This is a genomic window from Levilactobacillus yonginensis (assembly GCF_964065165.1).
Lineage (GTDB): Bacteria > Bacillota > Bacilli > Lactobacillales > Lactobacillaceae > Levilactobacillus > Levilactobacillus yonginensis_A.
On the sequence record NZ_OZ061549.1, the window covers coordinates 1,253,129 to 1,274,064 of the forward strand.

Annotated in this window: 18 protein-coding genes and 1 pseudogene; 9 read left to right on the forward strand and 10 right to left on the reverse strand. The window is 48.3% G+C overall.

Annotation, left to right across the window (positions count from 1 at the left end; all coding sequences use genetic code 11):
• Positions 1-375 precede the first annotated feature (375 nt).
• Positions 376-1,786: pseudogene (locus tag AB3Y94_RS06145) on the forward strand (IS3 family transposase).
• 349 nt (positions 1,787-2,135) lie between these two features.
• Here the strand turns inward: AB3Y94_RS06145 and AB3Y94_RS06150 are convergent.
• The gene (locus AB3Y94_RS06150) at positions 2,136-2,468 is read right to left on the reverse strand and encodes a nuclear transport factor 2 family protein (protein ID WP_367295457.1); all 333 of its coding nucleotides are present in this window, start codon (positions 2,466-2,468) and stop codon (positions 2,136-2,138) included.
• A gap of 232 nt (positions 2,469-2,700) precedes the next feature.
• Between AB3Y94_RS06150 and AB3Y94_RS06155 the strand changes: the two genes are divergently transcribed.
• Entirely contained in the window at positions 2,701-2,901 is a 201-nt protein-coding gene (locus AB3Y94_RS06155; RefSeq protein WP_367295458.1) for a hypothetical protein, read from the forward strand.
• Positions 2,902-3,034: 133 nt separating this feature from the next.
• Here AB3Y94_RS06155 and AB3Y94_RS06160 read toward each other — a convergent pair whose 3' ends face one another.
• The 3 genes from AB3Y94_RS06160 to AB3Y94_RS06170 all read right to left on the reverse strand — a co-directional run bounded on the left by AB3Y94_RS06160 (position 3,035) and on the right by AB3Y94_RS06170 (position 6,473).
• Positions 3,035-3,541: a hypothetical protein gene (locus AB3Y94_RS06160; protein ID WP_367295459.1), complete on the reverse strand. Its 507-nt coding sequence runs from the start codon at positions 3,539-3,541 to the stop codon at positions 3,035-3,037.
• Between the two features lie 484 nt (positions 3,542-4,025).
• Positions 4,026-5,228: an MFS transporter gene (locus AB3Y94_RS06165; RefSeq protein ID WP_367295460.1), complete on the reverse strand. Its 1,203-nt coding sequence runs from the start codon at positions 5,226-5,228 to the stop codon at positions 4,026-4,028.
• A 369-nt stretch (positions 5,229-5,597) separates the two neighbouring features.
• Positions 5,598-6,473 carry a LysR family transcriptional regulator gene (locus tag AB3Y94_RS06170; protein ID WP_367295461.1) on the reverse strand — a complete coding sequence of 292 codons (876 nt, stop codon included), beginning with the start codon at positions 6,471-6,473 and terminating at the stop codon, positions 5,598-5,600.
• Positions 6,474-6,583: 110 nt separating this feature from the next.
• On the opposite strand from AB3Y94_RS06170, the gene AB3Y94_RS06175 reads away from it, so the two are divergent.
• Positions 6,584-7,615 (forward strand): YeiH family protein, encoded by a 1,032-nt coding sequence (locus AB3Y94_RS06175; RefSeq protein WP_367295462.1) that lies wholly within the window; start codon positions 6,584-6,586, stop codon positions 7,613-7,615.
• Between the two features lie 93 nt (positions 7,616-7,708).
• Positions 7,709-7,846, forward strand: a complete 138-nt coding sequence (locus AB3Y94_RS06180; protein WP_367295463.1) for a hypothetical protein — start codon at positions 7,709-7,711, stop codon at positions 7,844-7,846.
• A gap of 184 nt (positions 7,847-8,030) precedes the next feature.
• Here the strand turns inward: AB3Y94_RS06180 and AB3Y94_RS06185 are convergent, their stop codons facing one another.
• From AB3Y94_RS06185 to AB3Y94_RS06195, 3 genes are all read right to left on the reverse strand, one after another.
• Positions 8,031-8,408, reverse strand: coding sequence for a MerR family transcriptional regulator (locus AB3Y94_RS06185; protein ID WP_367295464.1), 378 nt, complete (start codon positions 8,406-8,408; stop codon positions 8,031-8,033).
• Positions 8,409-8,420: 12 nt separating this feature from the next.
• Positions 8,421-9,164 (reverse strand): SDR family oxidoreductase, encoded by a 744-nt coding sequence (locus AB3Y94_RS06190; protein ID WP_367296488.1) that lies wholly within the window; start codon positions 9,162-9,164, stop codon positions 8,421-8,423.
• Positions 9,165-9,520: 356 nt separating this feature from the next.
• Entirely contained in the window at positions 9,521-10,117 is a 597-nt protein-coding gene (locus tag AB3Y94_RS06195; RefSeq protein ID WP_367295465.1) for a cadmium resistance transporter, read from the reverse strand.
• 69 nt (positions 10,118-10,186) lie between these two features.
• Here AB3Y94_RS06195 and AB3Y94_RS06200 point away from each other — a divergent pair, with 69 nt between their 5' ends.
• From AB3Y94_RS06200 to AB3Y94_RS06220, 5 genes are all read left to right on the forward strand, one after another.
• Positions 10,187-10,525: an ArsR/SmtB family transcription factor gene (locus AB3Y94_RS06200; RefSeq protein ID WP_367295466.1), complete on the forward strand. Its 339-nt coding sequence runs from the start codon at positions 10,187-10,189 to the stop codon at positions 10,523-10,525.
• Between the two features lie 118 nt (positions 10,526-10,643).
• Positions 10,644-11,660 carry a LacI family DNA-binding transcriptional regulator gene (locus tag AB3Y94_RS06205; RefSeq protein ID WP_367295467.1) on the forward strand — a complete coding sequence of 339 codons (1,017 nt, stop codon included), beginning with the start codon at positions 10,644-10,646 and terminating at the stop codon, positions 11,658-11,660.
• A 249-nt stretch (positions 11,661-11,909) separates the two neighbouring features.
• Positions 11,910-12,656, forward strand: coding sequence for a glutamine amidotransferase (locus tag AB3Y94_RS06210; RefSeq protein WP_367295468.1), 747 nt, complete (start codon positions 11,910-11,912; stop codon positions 12,654-12,656).
• A 43-nt stretch (positions 12,657-12,699) separates the two neighbouring features.
• Positions 12,700-13,704: a DMT family transporter gene (locus AB3Y94_RS06215; RefSeq protein ID WP_367295469.1), complete on the forward strand. Its 1,005-nt coding sequence runs from the start codon at positions 12,700-12,702 to the stop codon at positions 13,702-13,704.
• A 22-nt stretch (positions 13,705-13,726) separates the two neighbouring features.
• Positions 13,727-14,782, forward strand: coding sequence for a linear amide C-N hydrolase (locus AB3Y94_RS06220; RefSeq protein ID WP_367295470.1), 1,056 nt, complete (start codon positions 13,727-13,729; stop codon positions 14,780-14,782).
• 743 nt (positions 14,783-15,525) lie between these two features.
• Here AB3Y94_RS06220 and AB3Y94_RS06225 read toward each other — a convergent pair.
• The 3 genes from AB3Y94_RS06225 to AB3Y94_RS06235 all read right to left on the reverse strand — a co-directional run bounded on the left by AB3Y94_RS06225 (position 15,526) and on the right by AB3Y94_RS06235 (position 20,749).
• A complete protein-coding gene (locus tag AB3Y94_RS06225) occupies positions 15,526-17,061 on the reverse strand; it encodes a multicopper oxidase family protein (RefSeq protein ID WP_367295471.1) in 1,536 nt (511 codons plus the stop codon).
• A 265-nt stretch (positions 17,062-17,326) separates the two neighbouring features.
• Positions 17,327-19,120, reverse strand: coding sequence for a heavy metal translocating P-type ATPase (locus AB3Y94_RS06230; RefSeq protein ID WP_367295472.1), 1,794 nt, complete (start codon positions 19,118-19,120; stop codon positions 17,327-17,329).
• A 291-nt stretch (positions 19,121-19,411) separates the two neighbouring features.
• Positions 19,412-20,749 carry a collagen binding domain-containing protein gene (locus AB3Y94_RS06235; RefSeq protein ID WP_367295473.1) on the reverse strand — a complete coding sequence of 446 codons (1,338 nt, stop codon included), beginning with the start codon at positions 20,747-20,749 and terminating at the stop codon, positions 19,412-19,414.
• Positions 20,750-20,936: the final 187 nt, after the last annotated feature.

Sequence of the window (20,936 nt, forward strand, 5' to 3'; positions counted from 1 at the left end):
ACAATGAACTTGCAACATGCGGTGGGGGACTAAAATGTTTCCCGCCAGTCAGGTTGTCCGTAGTCTGCAAAGACCGCAAACGTTCACCGCTTGGTCTTGGGGGCCAAGCACGAGCGCATTCTTAGATAGCGTGGGCCGTAACCAGGCTATTTAACCAATTGAAACAGACCGCACTGATCAGGTGTTGGGGGACAACTGATCAACTGAAACTTTCCAACGATTTCATGCGACCGACAGGGCTTGCTTGGGGGAGCATTCACTGTTGGCTTCTTCTGGAGAATGATATGGCCATTGGAGGCTACTGGGGGACTAAAAAGGGCTTGTTGAAGTGAACCCCCAAGGTTGGACAGAAAGTCCAACCTTGGGGGTTTTACTATGGTTAAGTTTGATTTAGATTTTAGAATTAAGGTCGTCACTGAATATTTGAGTGGAGTTGGATCAACCTCATTGGCCAGAAAACATGGTATCAGCAAGGAAGAAACTATCCTTCTTTGGGTTAGTCGCTTCCGGAAATACGGTATAGCTGGATTGAAGCTGAAGGATCAGAAGCCAGAATATTCTAGTCAGTTCAAGGTTGATGTATTAAACTGGAGAAAACAACATCAGGCCTCGCTTCCGGTAACGGCTCTGCACTTCAATCTATCTTCGCCAAGCACCATCTGGCAATGGGAGAAGCGCTTTGAGGAGCAAGGAATCGCTGGCCTTGAACGGAAGCGAGGAAAGCCTAAAATCATGGCTAAACATAAGCAAACGAAGCCTTCAAAGAGTCGCAATAACTCCAGTACCGCCGATGAATTGAAGCAATTAAAACAAGAAAACTTGATGTTAAAGATTGAGAATGAATACCTAAAAAACTCGATGCCTTAGCTCAGAAGAAGTCAGCAGACAAGAAATCTCGCAAATAGTGACCGAGTTAAGGCAGGTCTTTCAAGTGCCCATCAAGCTCCTACTCAAGGTCGTCAAAGTACCAAGAAGTACGTATTATTACGCACGCTCACATCGTCAGCGTGAAAAACTAGATGATTCTCCAATCATTCAGGCAATCGATGAGATTCGGCAGGAGGATTCTAAGTACACCAAGAAGTATGGTTATCGACGACTAACTAAAGCCTTACAAGAACATGGATTCACAGTGAATCATAAGCGAGTCTTACGCTTAATGCATGAGCATGATTGGCTTTGTTTAGCATACAATCGCCAAAAACGTAAATATAATTCATACAAAGGAACCGTTGGTAAAATTGCGTCAAATCGGTTAAACCGACGATTCAAGACGGACCGTCCTTATCAGAAACTGGTCACAGATGTTAGTGAATTTCGATATGGTGGTATGAGTCAAAGTGAACGGGTCTACTTAGAACCAGTCATTGACCTCTTCTCAGGCGAAGTATTGGCTTTCAACATCAGTGACCATCCGACAGTAGAGTTCGCTTTAAAACCGCTTAAAGAAGCCTTAGAGAGATTGCCAAAATTAGGCTATCGAACAACAGTCCACACGGATCAAGGCTTCCAGTACCAACACAAATTCTGGCGAGAAACACTCAAAGAACATCGCGTATTTCAAAGTATGTCACGCAAAGCAACTTGCCTAGACAATGCGTCAGTTGAATCATTCTTCCACATCATGAAGGTCGAAGTTATGGATGAACATTTTGAGAACAAGGAAGACTTGACTCAAGCTATGACTGAATGGATCAACTTTTACAATAAACGTCGGATCAAAACAAAACTGGATGGCAAGTCCCCGGAAAAATACCGGGAACTCGCCATCCAGAAGGCAGCGTAAATTCTGTGTCCAACTTTAAGGGTTCACTTCATGTGGCACTGTTGCCGCAAGCCCTTTTTCATGTTTGTTAGTAAATTAGAATCTAAAGTACCGTCCTCCGGCTACGTTACTTTTCACCCGCAACATGGTTAAACTTGCCGTCAAACTGACCACGACGTTAGCATCGGTTTCACCCTCATTATTCATGGTAATCGTGCTTACTAACTTATATCAATTGGCTCGTCTAAACAGCGAATATAGCAAACCACCCTGCCACTAGCTAAGACCGCCGATACTTTTCGGAGCTTAAGCCACGCTCCGTTCTCCACGGTCGGCGCTGCCCTGAACGTTCAGTGATGGAGTCAAAACACTAGTCTGGTAAAATTTCTACGCTGGCTAATAAATCACCTTTAACAGTCATCCGGAACGGACTAACCCCGTTGAAACCCTTGCCAGTCACGCTCAGATGGACCGTCCAGGTCGTTGCATCATCCTGCGTAAAATCCTGTAATGCAAACTGAGACTCCTTACCAATATTGTCGGTCTGATTCCACTTGGCAATCTCAGCTGAGCCACGGTAAACATTGCCCCAATCATCTAAAAAAGCGTCCGGCGCGAACTGGGCGACAAATTGCTCGGAATCAGCATCGTTGGTCGCGGTAATGAAATTCGTAATTGCGGTAGGTAAAGTTAAATCATCCATAGTCGGTTCTCCTTTATGTATGGGCACATTATTCATTCAGCCCATGAAGTGTCTTTAGTATGCAAGAATCCGGTTTCATTATCAAGCAACTCGGCTCTCTAACTTAGATCCGTTAACGACGCCCAATACTGGTACCAGTGAATCTCAACTGACTGCATTACGTGCCACAAAATCATTTCTTGCAATGAACCATGCCGGGGCGTAATCTTTTCCGTAAAGGGGATTGATACTCATGGATGAAATTGTCTATTTTGAATATTCTGCAGGGGCCCAAGCATTAGATCCAAATATTTTCAAATGTAAGGTGGATGGGAAAAAGATTTTGAAAATCGATTATCCAGATAGTAATGGCTTCATCGCCATTCATAAAAAGAACGATGAAACGGAGTACGTGAAAGCTAGTTTTATGAAGTTTAAAACGCGGAAACAATAATTAATCATGGCGGGCGTAGACAAATCCGGATGGATGATGTTTATCGCCTTTTTAATTTCAGGGCCCTTCTCTTGCGCATCAAGAAAAGCCTTACCAGGCAATCCCGGTAAGGCTTAATGACTCAACGATCTCTTTATCTGCCATAGTACTCGTAGGCTTTCAAATGCTTGGATTGCTGCTTCGTCTTGTAGGCGAAGGTAGCAAATGTATTCCGCTCGCCGTATTCCTTAAGCACTTTGATTTTCTTGCCATGATAGGTCTTGGTGATAATCTTTTCGTGAAATTTAATCTCGTTAAATGCACTTAACTTAGGCTTCTTGCCTTCTGGCCAAAAAGAATAGTAAATATTATTATTGGATGTTTTGAATGCATAGAGCCAAGAATCAGTGCCCTTTTTTCGACTAATTTTGTGTAACTTGAACACTGAGGTGGTGCCTGGATCGTAATCAGTCCATTTCTTAGCGCTAATTTTCGTTCTCGTACCGTCTTCCTTGTTATACCAAGTTCCCCGGAAGTTTTTGGGAAAACTAGTCATTGCTGTCAGCTTGGCCGCGGAAGCCGTGTCAGTTGGTACCGCCACAGCGACACCACCAAAGGTCGCAGCCGCCAGTGTCGTCAATAGAATATTCTTGATTTTCATTGCTTACTAACCCCTAACTCAAATTATGTATTGTTGGGTAGCTGGCTTCGTACTCGCCCACCACCCAAACACCATTGTACAAAGTTAGGGTGTCACAATTTGTCATTTGCAGAGTCTGACAGCAAAATACTAAAATTTCTAAGTACAGTAAAGGCCCGGCATGCCGGGCCTTTACTGTACGATTTACTTTTAATCTTTAACCATCTTTTTTAACCGACTAAAAGTTGTCGCTGAAACAACAACCCAACTAATCGACTGGTCTCACAACGTAGCCGCAGGGCGCCAAGGCTGGTGCCCGCAGTGAAAGTGGCGTTAGCTCGGTGATTTTTCCGAGCTTAGGCCACGGGACGAGCTTGGAAACACGCGCTCTAGGCGTGGTTTCAAGTCGAGGAGCGAGACCGCCCTTCGGCTCGCTCCGGTCCCCACAGCAGGTACCAGCCCTGGCGGCCAGAGGCGGCCCATTCTTTCTACTGAATGTCCAAAACTAGTCTGAAGACGGTTGTTTCTGCTGCATACTCTCGGGACGTTTCAAAAGAAAGGCCATCAGATAAGAAATCACCAGGAACACCGAAACGACCAAGTAAGGGTAATGGGAGTTCATATCCAGCAACATCCCCGACATAATTGGCCCGACAATGTTCCCAACGCTAGTCAGCGACATGTTCAAGCCATTGATCAAGCCTTGGTTGGACTCACTCGCCTTAGTCAGCAAAGTGGTGATGGCTGGCCGAAGTAAATCAAAGGCGGAGAAAACGATCAACGTGGCAATCATAACTTCCAGTTTGGTATGAGCTTGCGTAATCCAAATTACGCAGACTGCACCCAGGAAGAAACACACTCGGATAACTCGCCGCTCGCCCCACTTGCTAACTAAGGTATCGAACATCGCGACCTGCAGGAACAGTGAGATCAACCCGTTCAACGTCAGCACCAACGCAATGTTGCTCAGGCTGAAGTGAAAGACCTCGTTAACGTAAATACTGTAAATACTTTCGAACCCTTGCAAACCAAATGATGATACCAAAATCATGGTAAACAGAATGATGATAGGCACCGTCCAGAACGCCCGACTCATCGGATGCGCCGTTGGCTGAATTGCCGCTTCAGAAGTATCTGCTGCCGCCCGCGTTTCGGCATCGCTAGGCAATAAACTAATCAACACGATTGCACTGATCAAGCCTAAGCCCCCGGCCGCCCAGAAAGGCGTCTTGTAGCTGATACCGGCCAAGATACCACCGATTCCGGGTCCCAGAATCAAGCCCCCACTAAATGCAGCCGACAGCCAACCAATCACCCGTGCCCGTTGCCGTTTCGTGGTAATATCTGCAGCTAAGGCCATGGCAGTTGGCACCACCATTGCGGCCGACAGCCCACCGATTACCCGCGAAACGTTGAAGACCCACAACTGGTTGGTCAGCGCAAACAAAACTTCGGACACCATGAATAGGAACAACCCAGTCGTCAGGACTGGTTTCCGACCAATCTTATCGGATAACCGCCCAATCAGGGGTGAGGCCACGAACTGGGCAAAGGCAAACAGGGAACTCATGATGCCCATGTCCGTTGCGGTCAGATGCAACTGTGTCTTCAAGAATGGCATCACTGGAATCACCAAACTAATCCCCAAACACACTAAAAATTCACTAAATACTAAAATAAAAATGGCACGCTTCGTTTTCTTGGTCACGGCGGCTCACCCCTTCTCTCGTTTTTTTCGACAATATTATCATAATAACAATAACCTGTATAAATTGTCTAATTAAACGCTCATTTTCACAGAGAAGTTTTAATTTTAGTTGACATGTATAGGGGAGTCAGATATGGACTCAGGCGCGTCGTTTGCTTGGTCAGTAGGTGGGGTCCCTACTGGCCTAGCAGAACGACCAATCTTGAAGACTCGGACCTTTCGAGGCTTCAAGTTGCGTCCACACCGTTCCAGCCCATATCTGGCGGCCCGCAAGGCGAGCATTCACACTAGGCTGATAATATGCACGCCACTATCATTGTCATAACAAGCTTATCTGGCATTCGAAAACTTTCAACCTTTAATGGTACCCTATTTTAACCAAGCGGCCCACTCCTGATATAACTGTGCGTACGGACTTTCATGCTGGTAGACCAAATCCAAGTCGTGGCGTAGCTGACTAGCCGTTAGGGGGAGTACTTTAAGGCGCCCAGCGGCCAAGTCTTCAGCTACCACGGAACGATACACAAAACTCACGCCGGCCCCCCGTAAAAGTAACTGGCGAATGGCGGCTGGATTATTCACCGTGATCAACTGGTGGAACTCAGTCAGGGACACGTTAGCCGCCTGCGCCAGGTTCACCAAGATTTCACGGCTTCCTGAACCGGTTTCCCGAACCAGCAATGGTGTAGTCGTCAGGTCCGTCCAATCAATGGTCGCTTGCTGCGCCAGTGGATGATTGCTGGCTACCACACCCACAAATGGTTCCTGCCGGACGACCCGAAAGTCATACCGGGTCTTATCAAAATTTCCTTCAATTAGGGCAAAATCACTAGCACCACTATCTAACGCTGCCAGCGCATCCTGAGTATTGGTCACCTGACAACTAATCTTTTGATACCGCTTGCTAGTCTGTAAGTGCTGAATCAGCTGTGGCGCCAGAAACTCACTAAGGGAAAGCGTGGTACTAAAGGTCACTTGGCGCTGCAACCGGGGGTGTTGCAGGGTGGCCACCAGTTTATCGGTCTGCACCTGAACCCGTTGAATAAAGTCCGCCAGTTCTTGCCCCGCCGGTGTGATAGTCAAGTGTGGCCGCTGATAGTGCACCAATTCCAGTCCCAGTTCCGCCTCAAGACTTTTGATCTGCTGTGTGACGGCTGGTTGTGTGACGTATAGTTGCCGTGCCGTTTGGGTATACGACTTGGTATGAGCCAGCACCAGAAATGTTTGATACCGAGTATCGAGCATAGTTAGCCTCCTTGATAACCTGTGCTTATATCATTATTAAATATGACAATTTTAACTTATAACGAGTTTCCAGTAAACTAAGGATATTCATTTTTGAGGAGGAAATTAGCTTGGATATTCGAACGACAATGGTCACCCGGAGTTTCTGGGGAGCAGCGGTGTTGACATTGATTTGTGCCGTCGCTGGGAGTGAACTAGCTCAGGTTCCTTACCTGAACCTGGTCGGTGCCTTGGTTATCGCCCTGTTATTGGGTATGGCCTGTCAGTTAGCCCCCCGCGCCATCAACGCTAATCGGGCCGGTATCGGTTTTATTAGCAATAAATTTTTACGATTAGGCATCATTCTCTTAGGCTTCAAATTAAACTTGATTCAACTAGCGCAAGCAGGGGTGAAAACCATCACCTTGGCCGCCGTTGTAGTCACTGGGATGGTGTTACTCACTTTCAACCTCAGCCGGAAACTCGGCGTCGACCGGGAGCTAGCCATCTTAACCGCTACTGGGACCAGCATCTGTGGGGCCGCAGCGGTCATGGGGGTTTCTCCCCAAATTAAGGTCGGCCCGGACCAAGCGGAGCGTCAACGGGAAAACGAAGTCCTAGCGGTCGCCATTGTCGCCATCTTAGGAACGGTCTTTACGCTGATTGAAATCGGTTTGAAGCCACTACTCCACCTAACCGCCGTTCAATTTGGGGTCATGACTGGTGGCTCGCTCCACGAAATTGCCCATGCCGTCGCTGCTGGTAGTGCAGGGGGGCCGGTCAGTTTAGACACCGCCATTATCACAAAGTTGTCCCGGGTACTTCTATTAGCGCCAGCAGCGTTAATTATCGGCTGGTGGTATCAGAAACAAACCACCACGACCGCCAGTGAATCCAGCCACACGAAGTTGCCCATCCCCTGGTTCATGGCCGGCTTCCTACTGACTAGTATCATCGGAACCTGGTTGCCATTGGGTACAGCGGCCTTAGCCGCTCTGGTCAAGTTGGCGTACATCTTTTTAGGAATGGCCATGGCTGCTCTCGGAATGAGCGTCAACTTCCGGGTCATTTTCCAGCGCGGGGGCAACGCGTTCCTAGCCGCAACCCTTTCTTCAGTTGTTTTACTAACTGGCGTCACAATTGCTAGCAAACTGTTCTTTTAATCTACTTAACTGTAGCTACCTTAAATCAACCATGTTATACTGCATGTGCATGGGAGAGCGCCTAATTACTACGTTCTAAGGAGCGATACTCAGATGAAAAACATTAAGAGCTGGCTGATTGTTTTAGCCACGGCGTTGGTTGGAGCCATTGGGTTACTGGCTTACACCGCCTATCAACAAGCCCAGGAGTCAACGGTCCCGGTGGAAAATACCACCTCCAATCAGGATTAACTCGGTATTACAAATAGCGTAGAAGTCGACATGCGGCGGCTTCTACGCTATTTTTTGGTTATTTTTACCTTGGTGATTGCTACTGTCTCCGGTTATGTTGTATCGTGATCAAATAAATTTTGAAGGACGAATACGAAAATTTTTTCATTAATAGGTAACGTCTCAGGTCAATCTGATGCCATATCTACTGTGATAATTTCCCATGATAACCCTCAACGTGCTCTTCATAATGTTCCGTCTTATCTTTAATCAAATCATAGGTATGCTGAATTTCTTGTAACCGCTGCGCAATTGTCTCTAATTGCTCACGCAACAAATCCTTGCGGGCTTGTAGTGTGGCATCCCCTTGCTTAAACAGCGTAATATACTCAATCAAATATTCAATACTAACACCAGCTTCGCGCATACATTTGGCAAAAACAATCCAATCAAGGTCTTCGTCATCATAGTCACGATATCCCATCTCATTACGAGTTACGGGCGGAATGGCCCCTTCTCGTTCCCAATAGCGTAGCGTATCAGCCGGAATATTAAATTTAGCAGAAACTTCTTTAATTTTCATAGTATCTCAAGTTTACCATGGCTGGTCAGTTGGTCCTACTGTGAACTCACTGACGTTCGTATCATCTGGCTGGTCAATCGCAAACGCAATCACATTAGCCACCCGGTCCGGACTAATTTGATATTCATCGTAAAGTTTCTCAGCATCTTTAAGGGTCGCCTGATCAGTCGTCGTCGACAATAGTTCGGTTTTAATCGCCGCTGGATAAATCGTGGCCGTCCGAATGTGACTATTTTCTTGTGCTGATTCCATCCGTAAAACTTCCATTAGGTCGCGAACAGCCCACTTGGTCGCGCCGTAAACTGCTCCTCCTGGATAGGCTTTAAGCCCAGCAACCGAGGACGTTGCAATCACGTGGCCCGACTTTTGAGCCTTAAAAGTTGGCAGAACCGCCGCAATCCCGTTGAGCACCCCTTTGATGTTGACATCGATCATGCTGTTCCATTCGTTCGTCTTTAATTCTGACAACGGTGAGTTAGGCATCAACCCGGCATTCAGGAAGATAACGTCGAGACCCCCGAATTTGTCCTTGGCAAACTGAACGATTCGCTGATTGGCTTCAGCATCGGTGACATCAATGACTTCATACGCAACCGTTCCCCCCGCCGCTTCAATTTCACCAGCTAATTTTTGAAGCTTATCTTCACGACGGGCACCTAAGACCAATTTGGCACCCCTACTAGCGAGGAGCTTAGCCGTTGCAGCACCAATACCTGAGGAGGCCCCCGTAATCAAAACAACTTTATCTTTAATCATCATTAAAACCTTCCCTTCAAAACTTGATGATCAAAGCATAGACCTTTGAGTCGACTCCAAGGCAAGCCGTAAATTCTAAAAAATTTCAGTAAGCCAATCAAAATAGCATTGCTAACCGCCAAATTAGACTATCATGCCCCATTAAACCGGTCTTCACCGCCGACTAATTCTCAAGACTGTGCTCACAAAAAAGCGTGCGTGCCCCGTTCATCAAAATTTTGTTAGGTAGCCAGTGGTGCCGGCTGGGCCGATGACGTTGGGTGATTGTTTCTCCCCGGCCTTACAACATGGGACAACCTTGAACCCACAGCAGGCACTGCACCTAGAAACCGCCAGCGGCAATAACCACTCAAATTCTACAAGAAATGGGCAAAGGTGCCGTTATCCCATAGGATGTAAAGCCCAATTAGAATGTACACAGCAATGGTCAGATAACGCCCTTGCTTCTCCAACACAGTCGCTACCTTAGGCAGACAAGCCAGTCGGTAGCCAATTTCCCAAAACAGAACGACCATCACCGCAAACGTCAGCAAAATTACCGGAATAGCAACCAGTTCTACGGTCGTAAACAGTGGCACGTAAATGCCCACGTTATCCGCTCCACAAGTGGCCATGGTAATCACCGCCACGCTCATAATCAGGCTCTGAGGATTGGTTACCTGGTCGGCAATTGCTGCCGTGTCATCGTCATCGCCCTGAAACCAAAGTTTTAATCCAAGATAAATCGGAATTATTCCCAACAGTCCCAGTAACCACGGTGCGGGCACAAATCCCAATACTAACGCTAAAATGAGCGAACTGCCCACCAATACGACGGTTCCCACGAAGTCGCCCACCAGCACCAGCCACCGGTCGTGGTGCTTTACGCGACTGAAAATTACCATTAGAATAATTAAGTAGTCGAGTCCGGTCGAAATATAGGCCGTGACCCCTGTCAAAATCGTTTTCAACATAACCCCATCTCCTATGTATGTTATTTATAACATATGTTAACATGGACATATGAAAGGAGCAAGCTTTATATGGCTGATTCACCTAAACCTATCAAAAAAATCGACCAACCCATTTTAGCCGCCTCACAGGATATCTTTAAGCTCCTCAGTAATACCACCCGCCTCCAACTACTCTACCTGCTCGAGCAACGCGAACTCAACGTTAGTCAACTTAGCGAACAGCTTCAGGTTGAACAATCCGTAATCTCTCACCAGTTGGCCCTACTCAAGAAAGAGCAACTCGTGACCGTCCGCCGGGAGGGCAAACAAAATTTTTATCAGCTAGATGACCCGCACATCCTTGACATTGTCAACGAAACTCTGGCCCACGTTGATCACATTCTGCGGGGTAAAACGCACGGTCACTAACACAAGTAAAACCGATTACCGGAAATACCGCTGCGAATGCAGTATACTTTCCTTACACACTAAACCAGTTGTCGACCAATCCCTTTGGTCGGCCAATTAGAAAGATGGGTGAACTACAATGCCTACTATGAAGGAAATTGCCAAACGCGCTAACGTTTCGGTCGCAGCGGTTTCGGTCGTTTTGAACAATAAAAAGTCCCGAATTTCCAAGGCTAAAAAAGCTGAAATCAAGCAAATTGCCAAAGAACTGAACTATCACCCCAACATTGCTGCGGTCACACTCAGTAAAAATATTAGCCTGACCATTGGCTTAATTGTGCCAGACATCACGAACCCTTTCTTTGCCACGCTCACCCGGCTGATCGAACAGCAACTGGGCGCTCAAGGATACTCGACCCTCTTCGTTGACAGCAACAATTCTTTCACTGCTGAGAGTGATGCCGTGCAAAACATGGTGTCACGCGGCGTCGATGGCATCATTCTGGTACCTTCTAACGAGTTTTTTTTGAGCAAAAAGAAAGAACGAAAAGCGCTAATCGAAAAGAGCGACAAGCCCATCGTTCTGTTAAATGCGTACACAGATCTCAAGGTCAGTTACGTCAACTTCGACAACGTCCAGGGCGCTTACCTCGCCACCCAGGAATTAATCAATTATGGTCACACCCACATTGCCTTTATTCGTGGAAAAGCCAACTTTGTCAACGCCGCCGAACGACTCGAAGGCTATCGCAACGCTCTCAGGGACAACCGCATTGCCTTCAATGACAACCTGGTTTTCGAAGGCGATTACACCCTAGACTCTGGTGCCAAACTTGCGCCCAAGATTCTTGAAGACCCGGCAACGACCGCCATTCTGAGTGCAAACGACCTCATGTTATTTGGCGTCATTAAGTGGGCCAAGCAGAACTTCGTTGACATCTTCAGCCGGGTCTCCATGGTAGGATTCGATAACGACCCTTACGGTGAAATTATTGAGGTGCCGTTGACCACGGTCGACCAACAACCCCTAGAAATGGTTAACGAAACCATCGACCTCCTTTTAGAAATGTTAACAACTGGTGAGAAAGTGGTACAGCATCTCATCGTCAAGCCAAAATTAATTAAGCGGAGTTCCATTCACAAGATTGAAAACTAGAAAGCTTATGTTTAGTGACGGGACAGCACGAATTGTCGGATTAATGATTAAATATTAACAATTGCTTTCACTTATCAAAATGATAAAGCGTTTAATCATGAACTTTTCTCACCTTTTGACGCGCTAATATTCTTGACTTGAACCTTTAGCGTGCTGTATGATGGCCATAAATAAAAGCGCTTACAGAAGAGCGCTTTTAATTTTAATCAGTTGGTTAAGCGCTTAACCCAACTAAGGAGGACATTTATTATGGCAAAAGTTTTACTGGCTGGTGAATCCTGGATCTCGACGACCACCGAGTACAAAGGGTACGACTCTTTCACCAGCACGAAACTAGAAATTGGTTGCGACGACCTGTTACAAGCACTACGCGGACTTGGCCACAGTGTCACCCATTTACGGGCACACGACGTACCGGAGCATTTTCCCTGGACACTAGCCGAACTCAACCAATATGATGTCATCATTCTTTCCGACATTGGGAGCAATTCCTTCACCCTCTCCAACGGCGTCTTCGCTGGAGGGAACTCGTCCATCAATCGCTTAGAACTCTTGAAACAGTGGGTCGAAGCCGGGGGGGCCTTAATGATGGCTGGGGGCTACCTCTCATTTGGTGGCTTTGAGGGCAAGGCCCACTACCACAACACTCCCATCGAGGATATCTTACCGGTCACTGTGGCCCCTTACGATGATCGCGTGGAAGCACCCCAAGGGGTGGCCCCACAGACTACCCAAGCTAACTCCATTAGTGATGGCCTCGGTGACTTTCCGGTCATTCTGGGCTATCAGGACGTGACGCCTAAGGCTGACAGTCAGGTACTCATGACCGTGGCCGACAAGCCGCTCCTGATAACCGCCACGGTTGGTAAAGGCCGGACGTTAGCTTACACCACCGACATTGCACCGCACTGGGCTTCCCAGGAATTTATGGCCTGGTCCCACTATGGTGACTTCTTCTCTCGCTGCATCCAGTGGCTGGCCGGGGACTTAGCTTAACTTATCTGTATGGTTATCTGAATTTTAGAAATGGGGAAATAAAATGAATGAACAACATTCTTCAAACGACAAGCTAAATACTGCTGAAAAGACCGTTGTTGTGCCATTATTATTAGTTGCTACCATTCTCGCCGGCATGCTGTCACCCATGCAGTCCGCTGTGAACGGCCAAGTCGGTAAGCTACTGAAAGACGGCAATGCCTCTGCCGTTGTCTCCTTTGGTTCAGGGCTGGTCGTCATGGCCATCATTATCTTAGCCCGTCGCTCTACCCGTCAACAGTTTGCATCTATTCCGCATAAAATTGCTGCCCGTAAGATTCCTTGGTGGAACTGGGTAGCTGGCTGCTGTGGGGCCATGGTCGTCTTCTCCGAAGGGGCTTCTGCCTCCGTTTTGGGGGTGGCTACTTTTCAAACAACCTTGATCTCTGGCATGGTGATCTCCGGATTACTTTGTGACCGCTTGGGCATTGGCGTTCCCGAAAAGCAGATGTTTAACTTCCCCCGGATTTTGGGGGCTCTCCTCGCCATCTTAGCAACCGTCCTGGTGGTATTGCCTAGCTGGCAAGCACCTAAGGTCGTGGCCTTAGCCGTATTACCATTCTTAGCCGGACTACTAGCCGGCTGGCAACCAGCCGGTAACTCCGCTGTGGCTCAGGAAACCGGGTCCATGCTGGTGTCCATCACCTGGAACTTTATCGTTGGTTTCACCATCTTAGGGGCCGCCCTCTTGATCCGAGTCATGATGGGGCAAGTAGCCTTCACCCTACCAACCGCTTGGTGGATGTACCTCGGCGGACCACTCGGGTTACTCTCAATTGCCCTAATGGCCCTGTTAGTTCGTGGTTTGGGTCTGTTGTTACTGGGGCTCGCTTCCACTGCCGGCCAGCTGATTGGGTCCGTCCTGATCGACTGGATGATCCCCGCTCTGGGCGCTCAAGTCTACACGGTCACCGTCTTAGGCGCTGTTGTTGCCTTGATTGGTGCCGGCATCGCCATGATGCCTTCCGCCAAGAAGAAGGTTGCCGTCAACGACCTTGAAACCCACTGATTATGCAGAAAGGAGCTTCCTTATGGCCTGTACAGGTATTGAATTAATTAGCAAACAGGGGCATCCCTTCTGGGGTCGCACCCAAGACTTTGAACAACATTTTGAATACTCTGGCGTGAAGATTCCCAAGGGCTACCTTTTTCAAGAGGCCTTTACCCCGTTCAAAAGTGAACGTAACGTTATGGGTATCGTCTGGGCCAATGACATTCACAAATCACCGGTCCTCCTCGACGGTATCAACGAATACGGCATCTGTGGCGGTTCCTTTTACTTTGACCACTTCTACCGCTACGTGCCGACTGCAGAAATCACGGCCAGCGGTAAGACCGCGATTCGTGGCGAGGAGCTCTGCACCTGGATTCTGACCCATTACCGAAGTCTGGACGACATCAAAGAGCATCTCAGCCAAGACATTGGTATCACCAATGAATCGGGCCCGATGATGGGTATGTCCGTCCCACAACACTGCGTCTTTCACGACGAAACGGGCCGGTCCATCGTGGTCGAACCATCAGTTGAAAACGGCTTTCACATCTACGAAAATAAGCTCGGTGTCTTCACCAACGCACCCACCTTTGACTGGCACTTGAGTAACTTGAAGACCTGGTTGGAACGAACCACCGACCGCCACTACGACTTCACAGTTGACGAACCCATCGACCAGATCAAGCTGGGTGAACCAACCAGTGGTCTAGTAGGCATCCCCGCCGACTACAAACCCGAATCACGGTTTCTTCGGGCTGCCTTCTCCAAACTCCTTTCCGTGGACGTTGACGACGATGAGGCACTCAACCAGATTTTTCAGCTTCTGACCACGGTGAATACGCCGAAGGGGTCCCTACGGATTCCGCAACCGGATGAAACGTTGGTCGCCTGGACGCAGTACACGGCTGGCTACGATATTCAACAAAAAATTCTGTACGCCTTCACCTACGACAACCGGGATCTGCGGTCGCTAGACTATGGCGATCCGCGCGATTGGGGCAGTGATATCCGCTACTTTAGCTTTATCTCCAAGCAAACTGCCCGACCATTTACTGAGAAGAATTCCTGGTCAGCTGGAGAGAATACGATTTAGAACTGGATAATACTTTAAGCAAAATTGAATTTTATCACTCAGTGGATAGCTAGTTCCAAGAAAATCTTTTGGGACTAAGCTATCCTTTTTGAGTTGGGTCCGCCGGGATTATTGATTTCAGGAATCTAAACCCAATTCAAAAAGGAACTGCAATAGTTAACAGTTCCTTAGCAGTGCAAACGACATTGTATAATTGTCAGACTCCCATTCTTCCCAATAAAAACCGATAACTAGTAACGACCAGTTATCGGTTCATCAACTTAGTAGATTCATTCGTTGTTTCTTAGTTTTGAATTTGAACTGGCTATCCCTGTCCTGGCTGCTTCTGAAACGTGCTCCGTGAGGCAGACCCCTGCGCTTAGTATGAAGATAGGTTATAAGACTGGATTGGCTCTCGCCTGTTTATCCCTGTCCTGGCCGCTTCTGAAACGTGCTCCGTGAGGCAGACCCCTGCGCTTAGTATGAAGATAGGTTATAAGACTGGATTGGCTCTCGCCTGTTTATCCCTGTCCTGGCCGCTTCTGAAACGTGCTCCGCCAGACAGGTTCCTGCGCTTTGTATGAAATATAGGTTATAAGACTGGATTGGCTCTCGCCTGTTTATCCCTGTCCTGGCCGCTTCTGAAACGTGCTCCGTGAGGCAGACCCCTGCGCTTAGTCCAAAACTGGGCCTTGTCCGGCACTGCCGAACAAGGCCCAGTTTCACACTAATGCTCAGGGTCTAAACGCCTCACTCCGCACTCTTTACATCTTCATTCCCATCTTCTCATAGGAACTCATTCCGGCCAGGTGCAGGTCCTTAACGTCAATACCTCGCTCCTCAGCGACCGCATTCATTAGCGTGTCCATATCCATCAGCTTGTACGTCTGTGGATGTTGTGGATCGTACGCTTCAATTTGGGCCATCATTCCACCATCTTCATGCTCAATAATGTGGCAGTGATACATGAAGACACCCGGCTTGTCGAACCGAACCTTTAACCGGACCGTTTCACCAGGGTTGACGCCGACCGTGTCCTTAAAGCCGTGCTCGTTGGCGTACGGTTCGTGGCCATTGCGAGAAACCACTAAGAATTGGGTGCCGTGCATATGGAATGGGTGGACCATGCCGCCCTCCATGTCATTGGTATTGGTAACGTCCCATAACTCAACGTTGCCTACCTTCTGTTTGGCATCGATCCGTTGCATTTCAAATTTCTTACCGTCGATCATGACTTGTTCATCCATCCCAGACATTACGACTTTACGAATCGGCGTGTCTGGCGTCACTTCTGGGTCTGGGATATCAACCAGGTGGTCTGGTAATTTCGCTGTATCCGTCGCAAAATCATGGACTCTGAACCGAACCAATGGCACATCGTCACTGTACAGTGTGACTGTCTTACCAGGCGTGACCTTACCAAAGTCCACGATGATTTCAGCCCGTTCAGCACAGGTTAACATCAGGTGCGTAAATTCAACCGGTTCTGGCATAACCCCACCGTCGGAGGCAATCTGCGTGAATGGCAGGTCATCGTCAAAGTGTAGCCGCCATTCACGTCGGTTAGCGCCATCCAAGATACGGAGGCGAACCCGTTGGGTGGTGACATCAAAGTAAGGATTGATGGTCCCGTTGATCATTGGCGTCGGCCCTTGAACCCCGTCAGGATCGTAATCAGCGTTGTAATCCCACTGATTGTCTTCATGAAAACGCCGATCTTGTAGAACCAACGGAATGTCATCCACCCCGTAGTTCCGTGGAAATGGCAATTTGGCTTCCACGTCATCGGTCACCAACGCCAACCCGGCTAACCCGTGCCAAACCTGTTCGGCAGTTGATGGACACGGATGGGCGTGTAGCCATAACGTAGCAGCCGGTTGATCAACCTTAAAATCAATGTGACGCGTCTTGCCAGGATAAACGGGAGCGTGACAGCCACCGTCAGTATATGGCCCTGGCACGTTCAAACCGTGCCAGTGAAACGTAGTCAACTCTGGTAAACTATTTTTTAGATCAATGTGCATGGTCTTGCCCTTAGCAAACACAATGGTTTGGCCAAGTAACGAGCCGTTGTACCCCCAGGTCTTCGTTTTCTTCCCGGGCAGTAGTTGGGTTTCCCCAGCCTGAGCCTCGACCGTGTAATATGTATCCGTTGTCGTCTCTTTATCGGGTTTCAACAATGGTGGAATCCGCAACGGTTGTTGTGGTGTTTTCGGTTCTGCCAGCGGCACATACCCACCATCGTGTGTATTGTAAGCCGCCTCATCAAAGAAATAATCGGTGTAAATTGATTTTGTCATCTTAAAGGCTCCCCTACGAGTTATTTAGAACACTTACAAAGTAATCATACCGCATTCATTCAAGCGAGTAATAATAATCCGTTTGTGAAATTGCCAGGTGGACATTGCTCCCACAGCAAAAAGGCCTGAACCAAAATCGTCAGGTCTCCTTAAAAATTAACTTGATTAAAAGTTAAAATCTATAAAAATAACAATTTGAACCCCGACCAATACCAACGGACATATCGGCCAAATCACCCTAGTAGCCCCGCTGATACGACCCAAATTATCGATCCGTTCGGGCCCGCAAAGCGTAGAGAATCGTCACTGTGTCGACAATCTCTTGAAAGACAGCCCCAATGATGGCCGGAATCACCCCAAAGCTGGCAACTAGCATCAACGCAGTACAGATGAAAATTCCAATTAATACAGCCTGCTTGGCCACGCGCATAGTATCTTGTGCAATCCGTCGAGCCATATTGACTCGGGTCAAATCGTCTTTCAACACCACGGCATCGGCGGACTCACTCGCGGCCGTGGCACCATGGGCTCCCATAGCGATTCCCACGTCGGCCGTGGCCAACGATGGCGCGTCGTTGATACCATCACCGACCATCGCAACTGGTCGCTGATCAGCCGGCAATTTCGCCAGTACCGCAATTTTATCAGCAGGTAAACACTCTGCGTGAATCTGGTCAATTCCCACTTCACTAGCAATCTGCCGAGCAATTGGTTCACGGTCGCCCGAAATCATCAGCAGGTGACTGACCTGAGCATCCCGTAGTGCCGTCATGGTAGAGGCGGCTTCTGGCCGCACCCGGTCGCTAAAGCTGATATAGCCTTGATACAAGCCAGCTGCCGAAACAAACACCGCCGTCTGGTCAGGTTTGTCAACGTCTTCATCCGTTACAAAACTGGCCTTACCGACCCGGATTTTTTGACCATCGATGGTAGCTTCAACCCCTTGAGCCGTCACTTCAGTTACTTCGGTCGCGTTCAGGAGAGCCCCCGTGGTTGCCGCAACTAGTGACTGAGCTAAAACGTGGCCGGAGTGCTGTTCCGTGCTGGCAGCCAATTGAAGAAGCGTCTCCACGGTCACCGCCGAAGCAGGAACAACGCGATCAACCACCAACTTTCCCTGGGTAATCGTTCCGGTCTTATCAAACGCAAACGTATTCACCTTCGCCAGCTTTTCCAGTGTGGTCCCAGTCTTCACAATAATACCATTTCGACTAGCCCGACTCATGCCGGAAATTAAGGCGATTGGTGCCGCTAAAATCAAGGGACATGGTGAGGCCACGACCAATACCTCAGCAAACCGAACCGGATCACCCGATACTGCCCAGGCGATGCCGGCAATCACGTAAGCCAACAATGTGAACGGCACAGCGTAACGGTCCGCCATTCGAACGAACTTCGCGGGCTGTTCTTCAGCCTGTTTGACCAATCGCACAATGTTTTGGTACTGGCTGTTGCTCGCAGTCTGGTCGGCCTGTAACTGGACCGAAGCCTCCCCGTTGATACTCCCAGACATGACAGTGTTACCAATCACCTTCTCAATCGGCTGGGCTTCACCGGTCAGAGACGCCTCATTAACCGTAGTGGGCCCAGTTAAGAGAGTCCCATCAACGGGAATAACTTCACCAGGACGAACGACCAGGTGGTCTCCTACCACGACCTTCCCAACGGGGATATCCGCGAGCTGGTCAGCCACTAACCGATGGGCCGTCTGGGGTGAATTATCCAGGAGTTCTTGAAGTTCACTGTTTGCCCGTTGCGCTGCAAAATCTTCCAGCGCATCGCCCCCGGTCAACATTAATAACACAATCAAAGCGGCCCAGTATTCGCCAACCGCCAGTGTGGCCAACACTGCAGTGATGGCCAACAAATCCACCCCGAATTTACCGGACCGCAGGGTCTTGACCATGTCAATAAACATCATTAGTGCCAACAGAACTCCCAAAGCGGTCACAATCACTTGCGCCACACCAGCTTGGTGAGTAACAAATTGAAGCCATAAAGCAATTACCCCTAAAACAATGACACACCAAAACTCCCGGTACTGTCTTAAACGGCGCATGCTAGTTCCCCCTTTATAATGATTCTTATTTAGTTCGAGTATACCAAACCGTAACCGCTTTACCAATAAAGAGTGTACCTCCAGGTGGTTGGTCGACGAGCATTAACGGTGACAATCGAATCATCCGGAGTTGGGGTTACTATCAGTAGTCAGCAGAATTAGCTGTCTTCTATCACACGTTTCATCGAGATAATCTTGACAACAAAAAAGTCAGGACCTAGGCCCCGACTTAGTCGTTTCTTGCAGTTCAGTGATATCTCCCAACTGGAAGGGTACGAAATGAAACCTTAATTAGAAGTGACGACGCACCAGTGCGCTGGCACCCAACGTGGCCGTCGCTAAAGCGACACCCCAAATGCTCAGTGAAGTGGCGTTGGCTTCACGCGTCTGAGGCAACTTAGTGTTCCCTGCAGAAACGGTATGGCCACCATTTTCGGTAACCGTCGCCTTGGCTGGTTGGTGCTTCAGACTAGCAGCTTTAGCGGCAGCAGCCTTTTTAGCTGCGGCTTTCTTGGCTGCAGCCTCTGCAGCTTCCTTCTTGGCAGCTTCATCCTTTTCTTTTTGCTCACGTTCTTCTTGTTCTTTGTCGGTTTCAATACCTTCGTCAACATCGATTGTTCCGGTATTGTTGTCTTCCTCTTCTTCATCGGTTTCGTTCGTGTTCGTGTCACCACCACCAGAACCGCTGTTACCGTTAGAGGAGGAAACCTTCCCATTAGCTTCTTCGGAATTCTTGCCACCAGAGGTACCGCCACCCCAATTCATCACGGCGTTGTTCCGAAACTTATAACCAGAATCAATCAGGGAAGGGTCGGTAACCTTAGTGTAGTAGTCAATAACCACGAGGTTGTTGACTGTGTCGGTAAATGCCAGGTCAAACCCCTTGTCATTATATGTAACGTTGTAGTCGTCGCCCTCAGTCATAGCTGGCTTTTCACGCTTGTAGCTGGTTGTACTCGTCCACGTCCCATTGCTGACAGTCACGCCATGAATCAAGTCTTGGTGATCACCAATCGTATCAGTGACATCCAGGTTCTTCATTTCAAGTTCTTGACGGTTAACCAGGATCGTCCATTTGATGGTGCCATCGTCTTGTAAGACACCCTTCTTGGACAAATTGGCTTCGTCAGACACAATGTTGATCTGTGACGTGCTGTTGCCCTTATCTTTCAATTGGAACGTAACGTCCTTTTCACCAGTATCTTCGTACCGGTACTTGGTAGCTAGGTTCAACGTTAATTTATCGTTGGTCTTACCCTCAAGGGCCTCATTCATGGTAATGACGACACCAGTGTCAGAGACTACGGCGTTGCCAATGACAGTCCCATCTGTGTCATAGACTTTGAATTCATCACCCGGCGTTTTCCCTTTCAGATTCTCAGGAAAGTCCAACGTAATGGTATCCCCACTATGAATGGGGGTGTTTCCAAAATTCAAGTTGTACTGAATATCAATCGTATCTTTATGTTTGAAGTCCGGACCATTGGTCACACTTGCTGAAGTGGTGAAGTCCGCACCATTATAATTAGTGGCCGCTTTGGCCGGTATTGCCATCTGACTGACAACTAATACCAGGACCATAGCTAATAGTCCGATTATCAGTCGGTACACTTTACTATTTTTAATCAAAAAAATCCCCTCCCGAAACTTTTGCATAGACAAAGTATACGCGCCTAGGTAGTAGCTTGGCAATAGGAGCTGGACAGGTTCAGCGAACTGTGTGGAAAAAGTTTGTCCCTCGAAAAAGAACAGTAAAAAAGGGTTGAAACAAAAGTCTCAACTGAATTGAACCCCCAAGGTTGGACAGAAAGTCCAA